Genomic DNA, 22,758 nt, shown 5'->3' with positions numbered 1-22,758 from the left:
TATTCAATATCATTTTATTCTTAGAATGTTAAACCTAAACCAACACTTATTCTGGCTCCTTCATCTCCAGAAAAGAGACTTACATTTCCACTCAAGGAACCTGCACTGTTAATCCAAAATCCTCCACCGTAGCTATCATGCCATGCCTTACTTGCATCTGTTTCAGACCAAACTCTACCTATATCATATCCTCCAAAAACACCTATCTGAAGTGGTAAAAATCGTGTTTTAAATTGATCAAAACTATAACGGAGATCACCGCTTGCAACAAAATATTTCTTACCGGAAAATCTGTCTTCTCTAAATGAACGCAATCCGTTATCTCCTCCTAATTGAGCAGATTGATAAAACTCATAATCATCTCCTATATTAACTTGGGCTTGCGCTGAAGATTTTAATACGAGCTTTCTACTTGGTATTAGCGCATTATAAAACCCTAAGTAAGGTTTGAAATAACCGTAAACCTGGTCTACATCTGCAGTATTTACCTGTCCTCCTAAATTTAGTTCAAACTTCATCCCTCTGGTAGGATTTAGGATATTATCATAACTTTCATATCTATACATCGCATCTGCTCCTGCAAAATATTTTCTTGAAAATAGATTTTGATCATCAGAAACAAAATCATTGGTTATAAATCTACCTTCATCCTCTTTTACCTCAACCGTTTCAAATGTAGCTTTGTATCCAAAATAACTTCCAAAAGGAGATTGGCGTACAAGTCCTAAGTGAATTCCTAATTTTCCAACTCCTACTCTATTATAATCATACCCTAAATCGTCATCATAATTCTTGGTTTGATTTCCATAACCAAAAAAGTTCTGAGTGAAATTCGGATTATTGAAATATCCTCCAACTTCTAAATTGAAATTACCTACAATATTTGCAAATTCTCCTGCATACGAAATATAATAACTATCTGTACCAAAGTAATATCCCACACCATAAGTATGTTGAGAAGTAAACGGGTTTCTCTTAAAATCAAAATTAGATTTTACACTTTCCACGCCTATCTTAAATCCTTCATCTGGGTTATACCCAAATCCCGGAGTAATGCTATTAGAAGAATAGATCTTTTTATCTTTATCATAAGTATTTCTATTATAACTATCAGACAGTCTCACTTTAGCTGAATTAGCCTCGATAAATGTATTGGGCTGCGATTTATAATCGTGTATCTTTAGCTTGTTGCTATTTTTCACACTATATACATCATTATTCTGCCCACCAATAATTCTTAGAAATATATAATTATCTCCCTCTCCTCCAACGTTTATCTTATCATCATCATCCAACCCGTAGATCCAGATTTCATTGGTCTCTTCTTTACTATACGTTTTTTCACTTAAAATTTCTGCCCGTTTCCCATTTTTATCTCTACTGATCTTTACATTTGTAAGACCATTTGGCATTCTGGTAATATCAATAAAATCATCTTTATCTGTACCAGTCACGATCGCTAAGGTTGCCAAATAATCATAATATCTTTTAGAAATATCCACAATATCATCTCTTCTACCCTTTAACTTCTGTATTAGATCTTTAGAAGTTTCCCCTTGAGTTTCTGGTGGAAGTTTAGAGAAAGCATCTTCAATAACATCATTTGTGATATGTTCTTTCACATATTTTGCTTGCTGCAACCAAGTTTCTTTACCTACATTTTGTAACAATTCTCTATCTAATCCAGTGGCAGCGGTATTAAACCATTTAACGTTATTGATATCCTCACCGTAAACCGCAAATTGTTTTGCAAAACCACTTATTCCTCTCAAAGTACCAAAGAACGCACCGTCAAAATTTGAGAATACCTGGTCTCTATCTCTTGGCACCGGTTCAAACATATGTAAACCATCTTCTGTATCTTTTTCAGACCATCTCCATTGATCACTATGTCTGTCCCAATCTCCAATAAGCATATCAAAAACACGAGCTCTAACATATGCAGCTTCATCTAACTTATATTTCTCATCTTTTCTAAGCTTCTCGAACATATCTTCTGTACTTATGATATCTTCATTTGGATATCCGAATGAAGGATAACCCTTCCAGCCTTCTTCCGGTCTTTCCTCTATCATATAGATCTCATCACCGTGTCCATTATTATATTTACCTAATCTTTTTTGCTTCGGAAGATAATATACCTTAGGGTTGGTGTGATTAATATTAACTGCATCTGCAAGCGTAGGGATAGCAAGAAAACCATAAGGATGAGCAGAGGTATAAAAATCCTGAACCAAGTCTTCTGCAATTGTATTCTCCAATCCATCTTGCATTGCATCACCCTTAAAAGCAACAGTTTGCAAAAATTGTATAGCCTTTTTCTTAACTCTTCTTAAATTATACTCTCTACCTAAAGAATCTTTAACTCTTACAGAAATAGTTTGGTGACCTCCACCTTCTCTAATTGGAGTTAAACCTCCGTATAACGTATCAAGATCTGCAACTTTTAAAGTAACATCTGTTCCATATAATGCGCGATATCTATCACCCCAAAGCGTTTTAAAGGCTTCACCTTTCTCGGTTTCTTCTTTACTATAAACCGACGCTATTTTGGTTGCTTCAAAATCTTCAGGAAAATCTGAGCTATCAAACTCTTTTGGAGCTTCAAAGACTTCTTTTTGATATAATAATACCGGCTTATTATTTTCACTGCCAAAATAGCTTACCCAAGAAGAACCATCTTCAAAAACATCATAAACGGCAAAACCTTCTCCTGCAGAAGCAAAGAGTCCATCATTACTTAATACAACATAAGAATCTTTAGATCCAGAACCAGATACTATTTGGCGAATACTATCATGCTCTATATATTGTAGCCCATGTTCGTGTCCAGAAACAAAAATGGATCTCTTATGGTTTTGCACTAAGGCTTTTAATCTAGCAGCAAGAGATTTATAACGTTCATTTTGAGCATCTTGAATAGATACTCCTCCACTGGTTCTAATTAAAGATGCCAAAGAACCAAGCACTGGAATAGGAATTTTCTTCTGGGCCGGATATATATGTCTTGCAAAATTATACTGTCCTCCATGAACACCATTGGTGAACACCGGATGGTGCAATGCTATTACTACGGTTTTATCCTGATTTTTATCTAATTCTGAAGCAAGGGCATTGAACATTGCTTCTCTAGATTTGATCTGTGGACTGTTATCATTAATTAAAGGATGCCTGTCCCAATCTTCTAAATACCACTGAGAATCAATTATTAATAGTTGTATCTTTTCTGAAATATCTACACTTTCAAAACCATTACCGGTATCTGGAGCCCATTTTAATTTCTCAGGATATTTTTCCTTTAAATAATCTTTTTGTCTATTTAAGCCTTCAATGCCTTCACTATACCAATCATGATTTCCAGGGATAAAGATTACATTTCCATCGTAACTTTCTAAAGCATCCAGCTGTGCATCCAATCTATATTCAGATTGTTCTCTAGAGGGATCGTTCTTAGAAGGCATTCCAACAGGATAAATATTATCCCCTAAAAAAATAGCGTAATTATCTTTACTTTTTACAGAATCTATATAACTTTTAAAAGCCAAAAGCGCGGCAGAAGAGCCTCCAGGCGGTGAATAGCCGGCATCTCCCACTAAATAAAAGGTTTTCTCTATTTTCTTATTTAATGGATATTCAAAATTACTTGTAGGCTCCCCAGTTCTATATTTGGGAGCGTATGTTGAACAACTTAAAATTAAGAATAATCCAAGGATAGTTAGAATTATGTTATTTTTTTTCATAGAAATCGAAGAGACGTTTTTTTTTTCTAATTTGGCGTGATCTTAATAGAAATTTGATGACAGATTTAATTAAAAATGCAGAGAAATTCACCTTTAAATTATTTAAAGAGAATTTACCAAATACCTTTATATATCACAACTACAACCACACGCAGCGAGTGGCTAAAAGTACTAAAGAATTAATTGACAATTCTGAAATTAATGTTAAAGAGGCAGAGGCGCTAATGCTTGCTGCTTGGCTTCATGACACTGGTTTTACTGTAACCTATGAAGGTCATGAAATGGAGAGCATTAAGATTGCTGAAGACTTTCTAAAAGAACATAATGCAGATACGGAATTAATCCAAATGGTAGTTAGCTGCATAGGAGCAACTCAGATGAATTATACTCCTAAAACAGAGATTCAGGAGATTATTAGAGATGCCGACTCTTCACATTTTGCTAAAGAATATTTTGGAGAGACTAGCGAACTTCTTAGACAAGAACTTAAGCTTTTGAACATTCATAATTTTTCTGAAAAAGAATGGAGACAGGAAAATATTAAAGTATTTACTGAAAAACATAAGTACTATACCAACTATGCTCTTAGGAAATGGCAACCTGAAAAAGAAAGTAACTTGTTAGAAATTTTAGAAGCTCAAAATAAACAACATAAAAAAAATAAGAAAGAGGATACAAAAGCAAAGCTAAAGGCAGAGTATAAGAACAATAATCCAGAGCGTAGTATACAGAGTTTATTTAGAATTACACTTAGAAATCATATTAAACTAAGTGATATTGCAGATACAAAAGCAAACATTTTGCTTTCTGTAAACGCCATAATCATCTCATTGGCACTTTCTAATCTTATTCCCAAATTAGATGCTGTATCCAATAGACACTTATTAATTCCCACTTTGGTTCTTGTAGTTTTTAGTGTGGCATCTATAATCCTGTCTATTATGTCTACAAGACCTAATGTAACTACCGGAGAATTTACACGAGAACAGGTAGAAACAAGAAAAATCAACCTCTTATTCTTCGGGAATTTTCACAAAATGCCATTCGATCAATTTAAATGGGGACTTAACGAGATCATAAAAGATAAAAATTATGTATATGAATCTTTAATGTTAGACTTACACCTTTTAGGTAAGGTTTTACATAGAAAATATATGCTACTAAGACTTACCTATACAGTATTTATGGTGGGTATGATATGTTCTGTAATTAGCTTTGTAATTGCTTTTTACTTACTTAAATAATCAACAAGATCTTCATAAGTTATAGACTTATCTGTAGAGGTTTCATCAGGGTGATATAAAATATTTACCCTGATAGCCTTTAATCCAATTACTCCTTGCACATCTTCCAGTTCTAGCAACTCTACATTATCACCCAGATAATCCTTAGTCTGTAAATACTTTATATATCTTAAATATTCTTTTTCATCGCTACTTTGAGAGTAAATTATAGCAATTTTACCTTTCTGTGTAATACGCTCTTCGGTATTCTTAATGTAAGCTTTGTCAATTCGCTTTTTAATAATTTCGTACCTGGCATTATAAGTACCATCTACATCAAATTTCTTTTCATCCATTCTATATCTAATAGACAAAGTGCTATTAAAAACTAAGATCATAGATGCCGCCTCCAATTTCATAGGAGTACTTTTTTGAAGCTGATAGAATCTATTCTCCATTTCTACCATAGTACTCAATTGCCACAATCGTAGATTATATAGATAAACCTTGTTGTAAGGTTTGTTAAAAGCCAAAGAAGGTCCTATATACATGTTATGATCTACTCCATCTGTTTTATATCTCTCAAAATAGTGAGGATAGACCTTTTGAGCTTCTATCTGACTCTTATCTAGAAAACGAGCCATTGTTCTATTAATGCGTTGTACCGTTTCATCATATTTTTTACGATGATTGTAAACTACTCCAGTTTCCGGATTAAGTTGATCTTGATACTCATCTACCAATGCTGTTAATTCTTCAGATTGATTAGTTAGATGCTCCATAAGAGGATTAACCTCTCTTTGTAATAAATTGAAAACCTTTTGCTCACTAGAAGCATTTAAATTTTCATGAAGATCATCTTCAAACTCCTTAATTCTAAATCTAACCTGATCGTAAATTGGCAATTCTTCAATTTCGTAGGCCTTGTTTATAATGGTATCTATAAGCTCTAGTTGATGTAAAAGGTCTTTCTGAATAGCTACATTTCGCGCTTCAGAAGAGCCTACAATATCAATTTGTCCGTAAAGAGGATATATATCTTTAAAGGCGATATCTTTGAAAGAGGCAAGACCATCTTCATCTAGATCATTAATAAATTGTTTGGCTTCTTTTTCGAATATCCAGAGTACACTAGGATGAATAGAAGTACACTCACTTTGAATGACCGCTTTTATTCTATTTTCGAACTCATTCCTATTTCTTTCTACCGCAGTAACAATGTACGGCAAAACATCATCCAATTTAATGGCATTTATACTATTCAGTTCATTTTTTCGATATGATACCAGTTCAAGAATCCCTAACAATTCTTTGTCATTGGCAATTGGAGCAAGAATACAACTCTTTACATCATTAGCCTTTAAATTTTGAGCGAGTAGATTATTATCATTTAGCTTTGAATATTCATCAATATTAGCAATGGTAAAATAGGTCTGATCTTCAATTAACCTTTGAAATGATGTAGAGCAGATTCCAGTAGTGCAATCGTTCACCAACTTATCATGCAAAATAAAACTGTGAGCATTTTTGGTATTCATACGCTCAAATACCATCTCTCTTTTATTGAAAACAGTAAAGCCTACCCTTAGATCTGAAACTTTATAGATAGATTGAAAGATCTCTTTGAATTTTAATAATTCTTCTTGGTCTGAAGTTTCAGGATGTAAAAGTGTTGTTTTAAGTTCTGAAATTGCGTCATCTACCGTAACATCTATTAGATTTGTAATTGTAAATCCTCTAAATATCCAGCTTAGTGGTGGGAACATTTTTCGCCACAGATCAATATCATCTATATTCTGTATTAAAAGATCTACATCTTCTTCTGTAATATCTATAGCTGTTTCTGTAGGGGTAATATCTATAAAATCGGCATTTAAGGCGATCTTATAATGCTTCAGAATTCCGTTAGCATCAGGAATATCATAATACAAAGGGCGTGAAAAATCTATGGTGTAGCCATAATGATGATTTAGAATTAAGATACATCCATATACATAGAACATATCTTCGTCTAAATTTCTGATAGAAAGTTCAAATTCTTCTCCCGCATTTGCAAGAATCCCTTTTAATCTTTTTGTAGAATTAAAAACGATATTATGGAAAGGTAGAGAAGCCGCCTTAATCTCATTATTAGTAAGAATATTTGGAAAAAGATCGTCCAATAAAATTCTAATAGCATCCTTATATTTATTCAGATCTTCAGGATCATCCAAACCTTCCACAAGCTTGGGAAAAGAAGATACATAATCCAAAACATCTTCCATATAGCTTTTAGCGATACTGCTATGTTCATTATGGATCAAATCCTTGTATTGATCTATAATTTTATGGAAACTAATTTTAATATCTAAAGGAAAGTCCTGTATCTGATTCTTCATAATTGGTAATATAAGATAAAATTACTATTTCTTTTATCCATGCTACTTCACAGCTTATAAATTAACAATTTTTTATAAAGAACCAATCGTTATCCAAAGCTAGTTACGTACTTTTGCAAAAATAATAAATCAATTTATGAAACAATTCTTATCGCTTATATTACTTGTAAGTATTATAGCATGTAATAATGAAAAAAAAGGGTATTCTATTACTGGAGATGCAACCAATATTGAGGATGGAAAAATGGTTTATATCTCTGAGCTAGATTCCAACCTTCAACCCGTTAAAAAAGATTCGGCTGCCATAAAAGATGGTAATTTTACCATAGACCTTCCTGAGGTTACCCAATCTAATCTTAGTATTTTAAATATTGAAGGTATCAATGGAAATGTGATCTTCATTTCTGAAAATGAAACCATCGATTTTAAAGTTTACAAAGACAGTCTTCAAACCTCTGAAGTTACCGGTGGTAAAGAAAATAAATTGTTCTTCTCTTATTTAGATCACTTAAAAGAACTTAATAAGAAAGTAATGAATTTAAGAATGAAGGGGCGTGAGATCATGACAACTTCTAGAGACACCGCAAAATTAGCAGATCTTGGTAAAGAAGAAGGTGCTCTAAAGGATAATGACATGACCTTTAAAAAGCAATTAGTACAAGAAAACCCAAACATGTTTGTTTCTGTTCTTGTGCTTACAGATATGGCTAATCTTGGAGCTCAAGTAGGGGAAGTAAATGAACTTTATGAGTCACTTTCTAACGACGTTAAGAATACTCCTATTGCCAAAAGCTTAAAAGAAAATTTAGATAAAAGAAATGCGGTAGAAGTTGGAAGCAAAGCTCCAGACTTTACAGCTCCCAACCCAGAAGGCAAAGAGATCTCTTTAAATGAATCTTTAGGTAAAGTAACACTTATAGATTTTTGGGCAGCATGGTGTAAGCCTTGTAGAGCAGAAAATCCAAATGTTGTACGTATCTATGAAAAATACCACGACAAAGGATTTAATATTTTAGGAGTTTCTTTAGATAGAGAAAATCAAAAAGACAAATGGATACAAGCTATAGCAGATGATAAATTAACATGGAACCAAGTATCAAATCTAAAGTTCTGGCAAGATCCTATTGCTCAACTTTACGGAGTGAGAGCTATTCCTGCTCAATTTATCTTAGATGAAAATGGAGTTATTGTAGCCCGAAACTTAAGAGGAGATGAGTTAGAAGCGAAAATTAAAGAGTTATTAGAAAAATAGAATCTTATAATATTTTGAATAAAAAAACCGCAAGAATCAACTTGCGGTTTTTTTTATAAGTGATTTTTCAGGTTTTAGTTTAGTTGAAACCCAACATTTACTTTAGCAGTAACTTCTAACTCCCCTGGAGCGATAGTTTCTTGTTGAGCACCATCTGCACTTGCCTTCATCATTTCATTTGCTCTATACATAGGGGGAAAATTATTAGTTTCTATCTCACTAATAGAAATAGCTTTCCCAATAGTTTGCCCTAATGGTTTTACATATTCTTCAGCTTTCGTTTTAGCATCTAATACCGCTAATTTTCTAGCTTCAGCTTCATATTTCTCCATTTCTGAGGATTTGAACTGCACACCATCGATTCTATTTAAGCCCGCTTTAAGCAGACCGCTCATTATTTTTTCATAATTCTTCAGATCGTCCAACTTTATAGATATTGCCTGATTAGCAACATAACTATACGTCTTACTATCATAATTGTAATTCTTATTTAAATTCACATAATCTGTTTGAATGTTCTTTTCTTTCACTCCTTCAGACTTTAGATATTTAATAACCTTATCTACCACTTCATCATTTTGCTTCTTCACCAGTTGTGCATCATCTCCTGTATGCTCGATACGAGATTTAATGGTGACCTGGTCTGGAGTAACCATAACAGATCCTTCTCCCGTAACCATTACCATAGGGGGACTTGGCATTTGTTGAGCTTGCAATGCGAACGTGCTAATTGCTGCAAATAAAATTAAAATTGATTTCATAAGATTGAGTTTTACTGATTTTAAATAAATATTACAATAAGAGTACCAAGCTTAGATCTTTCCTAATTTTTGTAAAATAAATAACACTACAATAGGAATTGCTAGTAGAAAAACCATCAATAGATGCTGCTCTATTACATAAGGTGCCAAAATTAAAGTGATAACATATCCGCCAATTGCACCACCAAAATGGGCATCATGACCTATATTCCCTAATCTTTTCTTCATTCCATAAAGGGTGTACAACAAATAACCAATTCCAAAGATGTAAGCCGGGATTGGTATAATAAAGAACAGTCCTAACATCATATCCGGCCTCAATAAAATTGCAGAGTACAACACTCCCATAACTGCACCACTAGCACCTACGGCAGTATACTCCGGTTCATTCTTATGAAAGAAATAACTTAGCAGGTTTCCAAAGATCAAACTCACTAGGTAGACTAGTAAAAAGCCAATTGGTCCCAGCCAAAATTGAACTACGTTGGCGAAGAAATACAGCGTTAGCATGTTCACGAATAAGTGTGAAGTATCTACATGCAAAAATCCTGAAGTAAAGATTTGATATTTAGCACCCCTATTAATATCTGCAATATTGAATTTATACTTTTCAAAAAAGATAGAATCGTTAAAACCCTTAAATGATATAAGCACGTTTGCTGCTATTATTACAATAGTTACTATACTTAAATCTCCCATACATACCTGTGTTTAGTGCCAAATATACCATATATTTGCTGAAATTTTTATTGATGCAAGGTTTAGTTTTCTGGCTGGTTTATCCTTTTTTATGGCTAATTTCTATTGCACCGTTCTGGCTATTCTATAAGATCTCAGATCTTATTTACTTTCTCGTGTATCACATTATTGGTTACAGATCTAAAACTGTAAGTGAGAATTTACGTCTTGTTTTTCCTGAAAAATCTGAATCTGAGATAAAGGAGATAAAAAAGAAATTCTACCGTCATATGTGCGATATGTTTCTGGAAATGATAAAGAGCATCTCTATCTCTAATAAGCAACTAAAATCTCGCTTTACCTTTACAAATATAGAGGAGATTGAAAAGATCCTAAAAACTAATAAAAGCATTGTTCTTATCTGTGGACATTATGCCAGTTATGAATGGGTAAATGCATTACAATTATATGGTCTTGATTATAAAGGCTATGGAGTATATAAGAAGATAAAGAATAAATATTTTGACAAAATGGTGAAGGATATTCGCGGAAGATTTGATGGCGAACTTATTACTACCATTCAAGCAACACGCACCATAGAACAAAATCAAGAAAAAGGAAGATTAGGTGTGTATGCGATGATTGCAGATCAATCTCCTAAAATTTCCAGAGCTAAGTACTGGACAGAATTCTTAGGTTACCAGGTTCCTGTATTTATTGGAACAGAAAAGTTAGCCAAAACTACAGATATGGTGGTACTTTATTTACATGTTGTAAAATTGAAAAGAGGCTTTTATGAGGCTACCTTTAAGCCTATCACTTATGAACCGCGCGAAGAGCCAGATTATAAGATTACCAATGCTTTCTTAACAGAATTGGAAAAACAGATCAGAGATGAACCGGAATATTATTTATGGACTCATAAGAGATGGAAGCATAGAAATACTCCCATCCCAAATAAAGCCATAACTTTTAAAAGAGACTAAATAAAATTAGGCAATAATAGCCTCTATCTCTTCAATCATTTCTTGAGCAAGATCATCTGCTTTTTGCTGACTTTTTGCTTCTGTATAAATTCTAATAATTGGTTCTGTATTTGATTTTCTCAAATGAACCCAATTTTCTGAAAAATCAATTTTCACCCCATCTACTGTAGAGATCTCTTCTGAATTATGATTGTTCTTTACAGTTTCTAAGATAGCATCTACATCTATTCCTGGAGTCAATTCAATTTTATTCTTACTCATAAAATAAACCGGATATGATTCTTTTAAAGCAGATATGGTTGTTTTTTTCTCAGCAAAATAAGTTAGAAACAATGCTACTCCTACAAGACTATCTCGTCCGTAATGAGATTCTGGATAAATAATACCCCCATTACCTTCTCCTCCAATAATAGCATTTGTATCTTTCATAAGTTGAACAACGTTCACCTCACCAACAGCACTTGCATTATATTTTTGTCCATGTTTTTCAGTTTGATCTCTTAAAGCTCTGGAAGACGATAGATTACTAACTGTAGCTCCAGGAGTTTTGCTAAGTACATAATCTGCACAGGCAACTAAAGTGTATTCTTCACCAAACATCTCCCCTTTTTCATCTATAAAAGCAAGTCTATCTACATCTGGATCTACCACCACACCTAGATCTGCTTTTTCTTTTACTACCAGTTTACTAATATCCCCTAAATGTTCTTTAAGAGGTTCAGGATTATGAGGAAAATGACCATTAGGCTCACAATATAGCTCTACAACTTCAACTCCCATTTTTCTCAACAATGCTGGTATTGCTATACCACCGGTAGAATTAACTGCATCTACAACAACCTTTAAATTCGCTTTAGCAATAGCATCTGCATTTACTAATTTTAGATCAAGAACTTGATCTATATGCCTATCTATGTAATCTTCTATAACAGTAACTTCACCAAGATCATCCACATCTGCAAAATCAAAACCTTCGTTGTCTGCAATTTCTAAGATCTTAGCACCATCATCTCCACTTAAAAACTCTCCTTTATTATTCAGTAATTTTAAAGCATTCCATTGTTTCGGATTGTGACTTGCCGTCAAAATTATTCCTCCGTTAGCCTTCTCTAAAGGGACTGCAATTTCTACTGTAGGAGTTGTAGAAAGTCCTAGATCTATTACATCAATACCAAGACCTATTAAGGTATTCATCACCAACTGTTGGATCATAGAACCTGAAATTCTTGCATCTCTACCAACTACCACCTTAAGTTTCTGATTAGGATGTTCTGTTTTTAACCAACTTCCATAAGCCGCCGCAAATTTCACAGCATCTATAGGAGTTAGATTTTCTGAAGGCTTTCCTCCAATAGTTCCACGAATTCCTGATATTGATTTTATTAAACTCATACTTTTAAAATTTCTGTTTTTATGATTTCGCAAATATACCAACCTATCCCGCTACACCCCAAAAGTTAACACAAATTAAACTATAATTGTTACCTTGTCGGCATGAACTATCTTGCACATATTTATCTTTCAGGAGAAGATAATGATTTGAAGATCGGCAATTTTATTGCAGACTCTATTAAAGGTAAAAAATATCTTACTTATCCGTTAGAAATTCAAAAAGGCATAGTTCTACACCGGACTATAGATAGTTTTACAGATTCTCATCCTGTTGTAAAGCAAAGCGTTCATAGATTGTTTCCAGAATACAGTCATTACAGCGCCGTAATTATAGACATTTTGTATGATCATTATCTTGCAGCCAATTGGAAAGATTTCTCTGATATTCCTTTAGATGTTTATGTAAATAATTTTTATCAATTACTTACAAATAGAAAGTCTGATCTACCCAAAAAAGTTCAGAATTTTCTTCCATATATGATAGAGGATAATTGGCTATTAAGCTATGCCAGTATAGAAGGAATTGGAAAAATACTTTTCCAGATGAATAGAAGGACAGAAAATAGATCTAGAATGGATCTTGCTGTAAAAGAATTGAAACTTTATTATGAACTTTTTGAAATAGAGTTTAGAACATTCTTCCCAGAATTGGAACAATTTGCTGCCCAAAAAATAATCACCTTATAACTTCATTAAATGAGAAGATCATTTCTTTTTTTACTCCTAGCTTCATTTGTTGCTTGTAAATCTCCAAAAGTCCCTGAAAATTTTAAAAGTGCTTCTAAAGAATTAGGACTTATTGCAGATAAGGCAATGGTTGTTTCCGCTCGAGAAGAAGCTTCTAAAATTGCGTCAGATATTATGAAACAAGGCGGAAATGCTTTTGATGCTATGGTTGCCACAGAAATGGCATTGGCAGTTAGTTATCCATTTGCCGGTAGTTTAGGTGGTGGAGGTTTTATGGTTTACAGAAAAGCAAATGGAGAAATTGGAAGTTTAGATTTTAGAGAAAAGGCCCCTTTAGCTGCTTCAAAGGATATGTATTTAAATAAGGATGGCAGTGCAATCCCAGAGAAAAGTCAATTAGGAGCTCTTGCAATTGGAGTTCCAGGAAATATTGCGGGGATTTTCGAAGCTCATGAAAAGTTAGGATCCTTACCTATGTCTAAATTACTTGCTCCAGTAATTTCGCATGCAAAAGAAGGATATGTTGTGACCCAAAAACAAGCTGCTAGCTTCAACGAGTATCTGCCCAAATTTAAAACAGTTAATAAAAGCACTATTTTATATTCTAAACCAATTGAAGCAGGAGATACTATAAAGAATATTGCGCTTGCCAATACATTACAGAGAATTTCAGATAATGGGAGATCTGAGTTTTATGGTGGTGAAACAGGACAAAAATTGGTGCAGCTAATTCAAGATCATGGTGGAATTATAACATTAGAGGATCTATTAGCGTATAAAGCTAAATGGAGAACTCCTGTTACCTTTAACTATAAAGGTCTAAAAGTGATCTCGATGGCACCGCCTTCTAGTGGAGGTGTTGCCCTAGCTCAGATCATGAAGATGATAGAACCATATCCGCTAGAAAAATTTGGACATAATCAGCTTCAAACAATTCAAGTTATAACCGAAGCAGAAAGAAGAGCTTATGCAGATAGAAGTTATTATTTAGGTGATCCAGATTTTTATGAAGTTCCTTTAGACATTATAACCGGGAATAAGTATTTATTGAATAGAATGAATACTTTCTCTTTTGAAAAAGCAACTCCTTCTTCAGAATTAGAACATGGCGAAATATCTGGATATGAAAGCAATGAAACTACTCATTATTCTATTGTAGACCAATACGGTAATGCCATTGCTGTTACCACTACACTTAACGGAGCGTTTGGCTCTAAACTTTATTCTGAAGAATTAGGATTTTTCCTTAATAATGAAATGGATGATTTTAGTGTGAAGCCTGGTGTACCAAATATGTTTGGATTAATTGGGGCAGATGCCAATGCGATTGAACCACAGAAAAGAATGTTAAGTTCTATGACCCCCACAATTGTTGAAAAAGACGGAAAATTCTGCATGAGCGTGGGAACTCCAGGAGGCTCTACCATTATTACCTCCGTACTGCAAACAATTCTTAACGTGCATGATTTTGGAATGACAATGCAGGAAGCAGTTAATGCTCCAAGATTTCACCATCAATGGTTACCAGATGAGATTATGTTCGAGCCTAAAGCTTTTAACAAGGACATCCTGCTAGAACTTCAAAGTAAAGGATACAATATAAATGAGGGAGATGCCAGAATTATAGGTAAAGTAGATGGTATCTTAAAAATGCCAAATGGAAAGTTAGAAGGTGGTGCAGATAAACGAGGTGATGATACTGCTGTGGGATTTTAACTTCAAAAAATTTAAAAATAAAAGAGGACCAAATTGGCCCTCTTTTTTTTATGATATACTACGATTTTTAATCTTGAATAACAGAAATATCAAGTCCTGTCATAATTGAAGGATCATTGGAGATATGAATGTTATCTAAAGCAAAATCATTACCGCTTGGCTCTGTATTACCATCAATTAGAGATAACACTAAAGATCCACTGGCATCTGCTTTTACTTTTAATCCTACTTTAACCCATCCATCAGAATAAGTTACAGTAATAATATCTGCTGGATCATCAAGATCAACCCCATCTACACTAGCAGCTAGTACAATATCATTACTAGGACTCGCGCCATTATAAACATTTCTAACTTCAAAAGTTACGTAATAATCTGAGTTTGGACAAACATCTGCAAATGTAGTTACAAAATATGCATCTACACCTTCTTCTGTAGATCCGTTCAATATAAACATATTCCCATCATGAGTTTCATTTACCCAATGGTTGTGAACAAAATATGGATTGGTAGTGAAGGTATAAGCTCCTTCATCCCAAAGCGGTGCTGCTGCATCTGGAGAAGAACCTGGCACCCATCCTAATGTAGAACGGTAATCATAATTAGTACCGGTTTCCACACTACTATTGTCTAAGAAATCATTATTATCCTGAGAGCTCGCAGTATCATCAAAATCATTCAAATAACTTGTTGGTCTTGAGAAAAGACATGGATCTGAATCATCCTGAAGTCCACAACTTCCTTCTCTGAAGTGATAATATTTAGTTCTATCAACTCCACCTTCATCTGTGTAAAATAAGGTTTCTACATCTTCTTGAGAGAAAACTCCCATTCTAATTGGTTCTGCACTTCCTGGATTACCTTCAGATTCTACTAAATATAATTCAGCATAATACATATCATTTACATTTTGACGATCTGGTAAAGCTACACATAATGGTTCTGCGTAATAATCGTCATTATCATAAGTACCAGTCACGTTTACGTATGGATCTTCTTCGTTAAACAAAGGAGTACCTTTTGGATCTTCAGTATTTCCGCTGTAATTCCAAACATCTAATCTAAATTTTGCAGGATAATGACGACCTGTTTCATCGCAATAATTTCCGAATACACAAAGATAGATAGCTCTTACAGTATCAAAATCAAAAAATAGATACCCATATTCATCAGCAAATCTTATATCATAACACAACACTTCTACGTCTACATATTTTTTAACTCCATTTCTAAGGTCAATGGAAATTGGTAAAGCGGCTGCTACAAAATTTTGGAACATCGCAGGACCATAGTTATCATCCATACGAGGTGCTATATAAATAACATTATCTCCGCTATCCAGCACTGCAAAATACTCTAAAGAGTACATGCCGGCATCTAAAGTTAGTAAGGCAGATTCTTGAGTCATCCAACCTCCTTCACCGTTGTCCATAACTGGTACATCAATATATCCTCCAGAAACCCAGGACATAGTTGTAGAATTCATGATTCCAACTCTAATTTTTGCAGGAGCGGCATCAGAACATTCCGGAACATCACTTAAACTTTGTTCTTGTTTCTGTACAGATTTATTGAAATCTTGAAGCATTGCTCCAAAGGTTAGACTTACTTGCTCTAAGTTCTCACCGGGAGTATCTGCACTACTCTCATCCTTACTACAGGATGTAAACAACATTGCAAATGCTGCAATGGTCATTAAATAAACTTTGTAATTTTTCATAATGGTTTAGTATTAGTTAATATAAAATAGAATGGTTAATAAAATCTTTGATAGTCCTTCTAAGACCTATATGTTTTTCATTAATTAGAATTTGAAGAATATCCAAATTCTTCAGCAAAACGCCTGTTATAACAGAGAACTTCTACCGGAACATAATGCTTTACTCCTTCCCTTATGGGAATATCTAACGGAAGCGATTCTTTTACAAAATTTTGAAATACAAATGCGCCGTAATTTTCGCTTTTTCTAGGTGTGAGATATAATACTTGCGCATCTACTCCACTTTTATCTAAAACCGCAAAATACTCTAAGGTATATGTATCTACAGAAAGTTCTATTTGATCTGATTCTTGAGCAAACCAGGAATCCAATTCCCCATCATTATTAGTATCTACTCCAGCTTGTTTAATCTTTATATCTATAAAGTGATTTTCACTATTTGTTAAATGTACCCAGGAACCTTTGCTGTCTTTTATGGCTACTCTCATAATCAAAGGCCTATTTGGTTTACAATCTGGAATTTCTAATTGAGAAATATCTATTAATTTAGAATTTTCGCTGTTTCGAAGATTACTCAAAATACTTCCGAAGGATATGGAGCCTTTATTTAATTGCTGCTCCGGCTGTATCTGCACCTCCTCTTTTGTACAACTTGTAAGAATAATTGCCAAAACAACTATAATATTTAGATTCCTATAAATTGTATTCATCAGTTCTATTTTAAATTTCATTTAACTGTAATCACTTAGGCACCGATTATCTATCGGTTTTAAAGCAAAAAATAAAAAGTAGGGATATACTAGACGTGGGGGAAAATTATAAGCAAGTATTTATTAAAGTGAATAAAACGCTGCTTTTCTACTAGTCTAATATATAATTATCTTACGTGAGGGAGTATGGGGGAAATCCCCTAATGTTGAAGAATTTGATTAAAGTAATTATCTGAAGGTGAAAATTTTGAGGATGCTCTAAACTTTAACATTTTTTCTATTAACTGAAAGATGCCATCTAATTATACTTAAAATTTGTGAGGAATTTCTACACGAGTGTTTTGTAGAAAAAGTACTTTTACAGTGATATAATGCATCGAAAAACATAGATCTATTGTCTGTATTGCACTTAATTTATTGACTAAAAACAAATATCTCTTAATTATAAAATAAGGATCATTAAAACTTTTATAAATAACTACAAAAAAAAAGATCGATGAGAAAACTCACCGATCTTATATAAATATATGAAATTAATTATCTAGCATAATACCAGCGACCATCAATGATCTCTACTACTTTCCATCCATAAGCACGAGAATAGTAATACCAAAGGTCGTTATGTCTAAGAACCGTCACACCATACAGTGTATAGTACTGTCCGTTAGTATAAGTTGGTGCAGGAGGATTTGGACTTCCACCTTCATTACCTGGATACATACTCTCAATACCTTGCACATCTCCAGAAGATAATCCAGATCTTTGAACGTCATAAAGGCTTCCATCTACTTTAGTAATAGTTGGCTGGCCATTACTTGAGAAAGAATATGGTCCATACATCATTATAGAGCTAAAATCTAAATTAGAGGTAAACTCATCTCCACCCATTCCGCTTTGTGCGTAGGTGTCAAAATTACGCTCTCTTCCACTCTGGATATTAGCGTAGTTAACAGTTATTTGACGATCTCTGTCTACTCTACTCTGCTCATGATAAAGTCCAACTGCATGGCCAATCTCATGAATAGTATTTCCGGTACTACAACCAGAAGCAAGAGTAATAACCTGACCTCCTCCTATCATTCCTACGTAAGAAGAACATCCAGATCCTGGGGTAAAATTAATATAGTTAGATTGATTTGATCTTTGAACAAATTTTAATGAGGTGTTTGCCTCCCAGTGTGCAATTGCATCATTAACTCGATCTTGATCTGGTAAGTTACTGTCTATAGTATAATACACAGTATTATTAGGCCACATACCAGAGGTTCTTCCAACACTTTTTTGCTGTGGTTCTTCACCTTTGTTATACACTAAAGTTTCTGCTTGTTTAGACGTCATACTCTTTTTTATAAGAATATCACCTTCATAAACCAGGTCTCCATTAACATTAGCAACACTTATTTTTTGCCCTCCGTAATAGATCTCTGAAATGCTTCCGGCTTCATCTGGATATGCAGCTTCTACATTGGCTAATGTAGATGTGGTTTCTGCAATTTGGGTAGTAGATTGTTCTGTTTCTTCTAATTCGTTAACTGAATCTTTACTACAAGACAGAATTGCTAGAGCAGGTAGTAAATAAAATAAATTCCTTTTTCTCATAAGTAGGGTAAATAATTTTTAATGAACAGGATTTTTTTTTAAACTGTTCGGGGGTTAAAAAAATTTTCTTTTATCACAGTTCCAAAGGTCATTCCAAAAAATAGAGACACTATCAATTCAAAAGTTTAAAAGTCAATAGCTTATGAAATATACTAGTATAGAACTCTCTAAAAGTTTATACTTATAATAAGCACTCGTACTTTTAAAATAACTACCAAAACATGTAATAAAATTAACTAGATGCAACACCGGTGGGGGGGGAAGAAATACGGTGTATAATTTTAAAGCGATGCGAACATAATAAATTTTATTTAGGTAATCATCATAGATTTAACAACTTAACATAGAAAAGCTGCCCGAAAAGTATTCGGACAGCCTCTTCTATTAACACCTCTAATTATTTAGATAACTAACGGTGATTAATAAAACTAACTCAATGCAACCATCATCCCCCCGGTTGATAGAAGCATTAGAGAAAGTTTTGTAAGAATTAATTATTGTGGTCCAGGAACATCTTCACAGATCACAGCATCTATTGTTATATAGACTGGATAACTATAATTGGCATTAGAAAATGTTAGTGGAATTGCAGCCTGATCACCATTAGATGGAACTATATCATTAGCGCAAAGTGTATGGTAACAATCTGGCAATCTCTCGGTAGAATTTTCATCACTTTGCCATACCTTAACTTTGTAACCTTTGATTTTGTCTGTATCTAAAGGAGTATCTAGCGTAACAACAACATCAGATCCATTAATCTTTACATTAGCAGTTCCAAAAAGTACACTAGGGTTAAGATCTCCCTTGCTTCCTAAAAGCTCTAAATCTGTTTCGCTACTGATCTTATAAATAATGCTAGAATCTTCCAGATCTACAGAAACATTGTAGCATAGACCAATAGTATCTGTAGTAAGTTCACAATCTGAAGATGTACATCCAACAACTACAGGATCTCTCCAACATCCTAATTGTCCTTCTACAGCAACTTGGCCATCCAATCTTAAGGTTGCAGGACAATTATCTTCATCATTAGCTACTCCATCACCATCTATATCGAGATCACAAATATCTCCTATATTATCTCCATCTAGATCTGCCTGATTGCTATTAGAATTTGAAGGGCAATTATCATCACCATTTAGAATTCCATCGTTATCACAATCTGCATCATCATCTTGAAGATCACATTCTCCTCCATTCCCACCACCGGTAGAATCGAACATTGGTGTATCTTCTCCGCACAAACTTCCTTCTCTAAAGTGATAATAAGTATTGTTACCAGATTCTTGATTGTATAGTGCTAATACCTCTGCATCTGTAACTACAAATTGACGTATAACACCCTCATCTGCATCGTAAACATTGTTAAAATCTAACAAGGTTATCTCTATATAATATTTATCTACAACTCCTTTTCTATCTGGTAAAGCTATACAAACTGGTTTTGCGAAGGCATCATTATTATCATAGATCCCTACTTCGTTCATTTGTGCTTCAGATAATAAAGATTCTCCTTTAGGAGCTTCCGGGTCTCCTGAATATTTCCAGGCATTGATATTAAAATGTGCCGGGAAATGTCTTCCAGATTCGTTACAATAATTCCCAAAGGTGCAGAAGGTAATTACATCCACCGTATTAAAATCAAAGAATAAGTATCCATACTCATCTGCAAAACGCTCATCATAACATATCACTTCTACATCTACATATTTCTTAACTCCAGATCTTAGATCTATACTTATAGGCAAGGCATCATCAACAAAATTTTGGAAATTTGCCGGACCGTAGTCATCATTTTCTCTAGGAGCGATCCATAGTACGTTCATTTCTGAATCTAGCACTCCAAAATATTCTAAAGAATAAGTTCCAGCTGTTAATTCCAGATCAGAAGATTCTTTAGTGAACCAGCTTACAACCCCATCATCATTATAATCTCCAGAACCAGCTATGGGTATTTGAATAAAACCACCTTCATCTCCATTTTGTCCTGCAACCCATGTGTCTCCGTTCTTTAAAGCTACTTGTACATATGCCGGCACACCATCAGAACAACTTGGAACATCAGATAGATGTGCTTTTAACTCTGCTCGTTTTGAGACAAAGTCATTTAAAACTGCACCAAATGAAAGAGAAGATAAATTTTTATCTGCATCATCTGTCATATTATTTTCATCCTTACTACAGGATGTAAATAGGAGAGCTATAATAGCCAACCCACTTAAATATTTATTGAAATTTTTCATAATATAATTATTAGAAATATTAGATGATAAAGCATCCAAAGAATGCCAACAAGCTTAATGACTAGATGAACACCTAATATTCGATTTGTTAGAATTAAAAACCTCCTGCAAAATTTTTCTGCAGGAGGTTTAGTTTATTAGTTCAGTTTTTCTAACTCACCGCAGGCAATTGGCAAGAGTGCTTCATAAGAACCGTTTACTGTTTTACCATGTAGAACTATGGCTCTTTTAGTAAGCGGGTTCATTGCACTATTTAATTCTGCTGCAGAAATTAATCCGCCTTGACCTAACATAAAGGTTTCTTGATAATCAATCTCACCAGCAGGACCCATTGCAATAGGTGCAATATCTAGAGGTAATAAAACATTACCGTAGAAAGGAAGTCCTTCTCCCAGAGTTAATATTCCGTCTACTCCAGCAGCATCTGCAGGAGGACAACTTGCATTAGCTCCATCTGCTTTTCCATGAATGTGTTGAGCATGTGGTTTGTCTGCTCCAGATTCTGCACCAATAGCAAGAATACTCACTGTTAATTCATTCCCAAACAATCTTAAGATTGCCGCTCCTTGAACTTTAGAATTGTTCAATGGATCTAGATCTACGCAGTAAAAAGAAGCTTCTACTCCAGGTGTATCAAATATTGGAGGGGTATCCTGTCCTTCACAATCTGATCTAAAGTGATAGTAGGTATTAGTTTCTCCGTTATAAAGTGCTTTTACCTGAGTATCATTAAATACACCATATCTAATTAATTCTCCCGGTCCATCACCATCAAAATCCAATAATCTAATCTCTCCATAATATAGATCTTCTCCATCTCTATCTGGTAAAGCAATACATAATGGCTTAGCATAATCATCTCCATTATCATAAGTACCTACAGTATTCTGTAAAGCTCCATTTGTAAGAGCAGCTCCTTTTGGATTTGCTTCGTCTCCACTATAACTCCAAACTTCCATACTAAAATGTGCTGGAAAGTGTCTTCCACTCTCATCACAGTCATTTCCGAATACACATAATGTAATTGTATCTACATTATTGAAATCAAAGAATAAATAACCATATTCATCTGCAAATCTTTGGTCATAACAAAGAACCTCAACATCTACATATTTTTTCACTCCTAACCTTAGGTCTATACTTAAAGGAAGTGCATTGGTTACAAAACCGGCATAATTAGCAGGACCATAATCATCATCGCTTCTTGGTGCGATCCAAAGCACATTATCTGCTGCATCAAGCACTGCAAAATATTCTAACATATATGTTCCGGCGTCTAGAGTAAGATCGCTAGACTCTTGAGTCATCCACCCTCCATCTCCATTTGGAATTATAGGAATTTCAATAAACCCACCTTCATCACCATCTGCCCCAGATACCCATGATCCATTTTGCATAAGTGCAACTCTAATTTTAGTAGGTGCTCCATCAGAACAGCTAGGAACGTCCCCGGTTAAAGGAGCTTTGGAAACAGCTTTAGTGGCTGTAAAATCATTTAGGACTGCCGCAAAAGATATTGATGTCTTTCCTTCCGGGTTGTCTGCCATAGAGCTTTCATCTTTAGTACAAGAGGAAAACAGCAGTGCAATTATGGCTAAGAAGCCAAAATAAAGTTTAATTTTTTTCATGACACATAGTTTTTAGTTAATAATTAAGAATGGTTAATAAAA

15 protein-coding genes are annotated in these 22,758 nt (G+C 34.1%); 5 read left to right on the top strand and 10 right to left on the bottom strand.

What is annotated here, in order from left to right; genetic code table 11:
- Window positions 1-20: 20 nt before the first annotated feature.
- A complete protein-coding gene (locus P163_RS04450; protein ID WP_034888093.1) occupies window positions 21-3,740 on the bottom strand; it encodes a metallophosphoesterase in 3,720 nt (1,239 codons plus the stop codon).
- Between the two features lie 56 nt (window positions 3,741-3,796).
- Here P163_RS04450 and P163_RS04445 point away from each other — a divergent pair, with 56 nt between their 5' ends.
- Entirely contained in the window at window positions 3,797-4,984 is a 1,188-nt protein-coding gene (locus P163_RS04445; RefSeq protein ID WP_034888091.1) for a Pycsar system effector family protein, read from the top strand.
- On the opposite strand, the gene P163_RS04440 is transcribed toward P163_RS04445, so the two are convergent.
- Window positions 4,969-7,341, bottom strand: coding sequence for a cell surface protein (locus P163_RS04440; protein ID WP_034888087.1), 2,373 nt, complete (start codon window positions 7,339-7,341; stop codon window positions 4,969-4,971). The genes P163_RS04445 and P163_RS04440 overlap by 16 nt on opposite strands.
- A 136-nt stretch (window positions 7,342-7,477) precedes the next feature.
- Here P163_RS04440 and P163_RS04435 point away from each other — a divergent pair, with 136 nt between their 5' ends.
- Complete coding sequence (locus P163_RS04435; RefSeq protein WP_034888085.1) at window positions 7,478-8,593, top strand: TlpA disulfide reductase family protein; 1,116 nt, start codon at window positions 7,478-7,480, stop codon at window positions 8,591-8,593.
- Window positions 8,594-8,667: 74 nt separating this feature from the next.
- Here P163_RS04435 and P163_RS04430 read toward each other — a convergent pair whose 3' ends face one another.
- A complete protein-coding gene (locus P163_RS04430) occupies window positions 8,668-9,354 on the bottom strand; it encodes an SIMPL domain-containing protein (RefSeq protein WP_034888083.1) in 687 nt (228 codons plus the stop codon).
- Window positions 9,355-9,405: 51 nt separating this feature from the next.
- Window positions 9,406-10,053 (bottom strand): rhomboid family intramembrane serine protease, encoded by a 648-nt coding sequence (locus tag P163_RS04425; protein WP_034888081.1) that lies wholly within the window; start codon window positions 10,051-10,053, stop codon window positions 9,406-9,408.
- Between the two features lie 53 nt (window positions 10,054-10,106).
- On the opposite strand from P163_RS04425, the gene P163_RS04420 reads away from it, so the two are divergent.
- Window positions 10,107-11,018, top strand: a complete 912-nt coding sequence (locus P163_RS04420) for a lysophospholipid acyltransferase family protein (protein WP_034888077.1) — start codon at window positions 10,107-10,109, stop codon at window positions 11,016-11,018.
- A gap of 6 nt (window positions 11,019-11,024) precedes the next feature.
- Here the strand turns inward: P163_RS04420 and glmM are convergent, their stop codons facing one another.
- Window positions 11,025-12,410, bottom strand: coding sequence for a phosphoglucosamine mutase (gene glmM / locus P163_RS04415; protein WP_034888075.1), 1,386 nt, complete (start codon window positions 12,408-12,410; stop codon window positions 11,025-11,027).
- 102 nt (window positions 12,411-12,512) lie between these two features.
- Here glmM and P163_RS04410 point away from each other — a divergent pair, with 102 nt between their 5' ends.
- Together P163_RS04410 and ggt are read left to right on the top strand one after the other, a co-directional pair.
- Window positions 12,513-13,097: an ACP phosphodiesterase gene (locus P163_RS04410; protein ID WP_034888068.1), complete on the top strand. Its 585-nt coding sequence runs from the start codon at window positions 12,513-12,515 to the stop codon at window positions 13,095-13,097.
- 9 nt (window positions 13,098-13,106) lie between these two features.
- Window positions 13,107-14,813 carry a gamma-glutamyltransferase gene (ggt, locus tag P163_RS04405; RefSeq protein ID WP_034888065.1) on the top strand — a complete coding sequence of 569 codons (1,707 nt, stop codon included), beginning with the start codon at window positions 13,107-13,109 and terminating at the stop codon, window positions 14,811-14,813.
- 67 nt (window positions 14,814-14,880) lie between these two features.
- On the opposite strand, the gene P163_RS04400 is transcribed toward ggt, so the two are convergent.
- From P163_RS04400 to P163_RS17750, 5 genes are all read right to left on the bottom strand, one after another.
- Window positions 14,881-16,533, bottom strand: coding sequence for a hypothetical protein (locus tag P163_RS04400; protein ID WP_034888064.1), 1,653 nt, complete (start codon window positions 16,531-16,533; stop codon window positions 14,881-14,883).
- Between the two features lie 80 nt (window positions 16,534-16,613).
- Complete coding sequence (locus P163_RS04395) at window positions 16,614-17,243, bottom strand: hypothetical protein (protein ID WP_156100652.1); 630 nt, start codon at window positions 17,241-17,243, stop codon at window positions 16,614-16,616.
- A gap of 537 nt (window positions 17,244-17,780) precedes the next feature.
- Window positions 17,781-18,842 (bottom strand): M12 family metallopeptidase, encoded by a 1,062-nt coding sequence (locus P163_RS04390; RefSeq protein WP_034888060.1) that lies wholly within the window; start codon window positions 18,840-18,842, stop codon window positions 17,781-17,783.
- Window positions 18,843-19,336: 494 nt separating this feature from the next.
- Entirely contained in the window at window positions 19,337-21,088 is a 1,752-nt protein-coding gene (locus P163_RS18700; RefSeq protein ID WP_034888058.1) for a thrombospondin type 3 repeat-containing protein, read from the bottom strand.
- A 137-nt stretch (window positions 21,089-21,225) separates the two neighbouring features.
- A complete protein-coding gene (locus P163_RS17750; RefSeq protein ID WP_051931115.1) occupies window positions 21,226-22,716 on the bottom strand; it encodes a hypothetical protein in 1,491 nt (496 codons plus the stop codon).
- Window positions 22,717-22,758 lie beyond the last annotated feature (42 nt).

Origin of the sequence: Gillisia sp. Hel_I_29, from assembly GCF_000744275.1 — a bacterium.
GTDB lineage: Bacteria > Bacteroidota > Bacteroidia > Flavobacteriales > Flavobacteriaceae > Gillisia.
The sequence above is the reverse complement of the archived record's forward strand: the minus strand, read 5'-3'. Positions and strand labels throughout refer to the sequence as shown.

Excerpts from the sequence above, each read along its gene's own strand:
- P163_RS04450 (WP_034888093.1), bottom strand. The coding sequence starts at position 3,740 with ATGAAAAAAAATAACATAATTCTAACTATCCTTGGATTATTCTTAATT.
- P163_RS04445 (WP_034888091.1), top strand. The coding sequence starts at position 3,797 with ATGACAGATTTAATTAAAAATGCAGAGAAATTCACCTTTAAATTATTT.
- P163_RS04440 (WP_034888087.1), bottom strand. The coding sequence starts at position 7,341 with ATGAAGAATCAGATACAGGACTTTCCTTTAGATATTAAAATTAGTTTC.
- P163_RS04435 (WP_034888085.1), top strand. The coding sequence starts at position 7,478 with ATGAAACAATTCTTATCGCTTATATTACTTGTAAGTATTATAGCATGT.
- P163_RS04430 (WP_034888083.1), bottom strand. The coding sequence starts at position 9,354 with ATGAAATCAATTTTAATTTTATTTGCAGCAATTAGCACGTTCGCATTG.
- P163_RS04425 (WP_034888081.1), bottom strand. The coding sequence starts at position 10,053 with ATGGGAGATTTAAGTATAGTAACTATTGTAATAATAGCAGCAAACGTG.
- P163_RS04420 (WP_034888077.1), top strand. The coding sequence starts at position 10,107 with ATGCAAGGTTTAGTTTTCTGGCTGGTTTATCCTTTTTTATGGCTAATT.
- glmM (WP_034888075.1), bottom strand. The coding sequence starts at position 12,410 with ATGAGTTTAATAAAATCAATATCAGGAATTCGTGGAACTATTGGAGGA.
- P163_RS04410 (WP_034888068.1), top strand. The coding sequence starts at position 12,513 with ATGAACTATCTTGCACATATTTATCTTTCAGGAGAAGATAATGATTTG.
- ggt (WP_034888065.1), top strand. The coding sequence starts at position 13,107 with ATGAGAAGATCATTTCTTTTTTTACTCCTAGCTTCATTTGTTGCTTGT.
- P163_RS04400 (WP_034888064.1), bottom strand. The coding sequence starts at position 16,533 with ATGAAAAATTACAAAGTTTATTTAATGACCATTGCAGCATTTGCAATG.
- P163_RS04395 (WP_156100652.1), bottom strand. The coding sequence starts at position 17,243 with ATGAATACAATTTATAGGAATCTAAATATTATAGTTGTTTTGGCAATT.
- P163_RS04390 (WP_034888060.1), bottom strand. The coding sequence starts at position 18,842 with ATGAGAAAAAGGAATTTATTTTATTTACTACCTGCTCTAGCAATTCTG.
- P163_RS18700 (WP_034888058.1), bottom strand. The coding sequence starts at position 21,088 with ATGAAAAATTTCAATAAATATTTAAGTGGGTTGGCTATTATAGCTCTC.
- P163_RS17750 (WP_051931115.1), bottom strand. The coding sequence starts at position 22,716 with ATGAAAAAAATTAAACTTTATTTTGGCTTCTTAGCCATAATTGCACTG.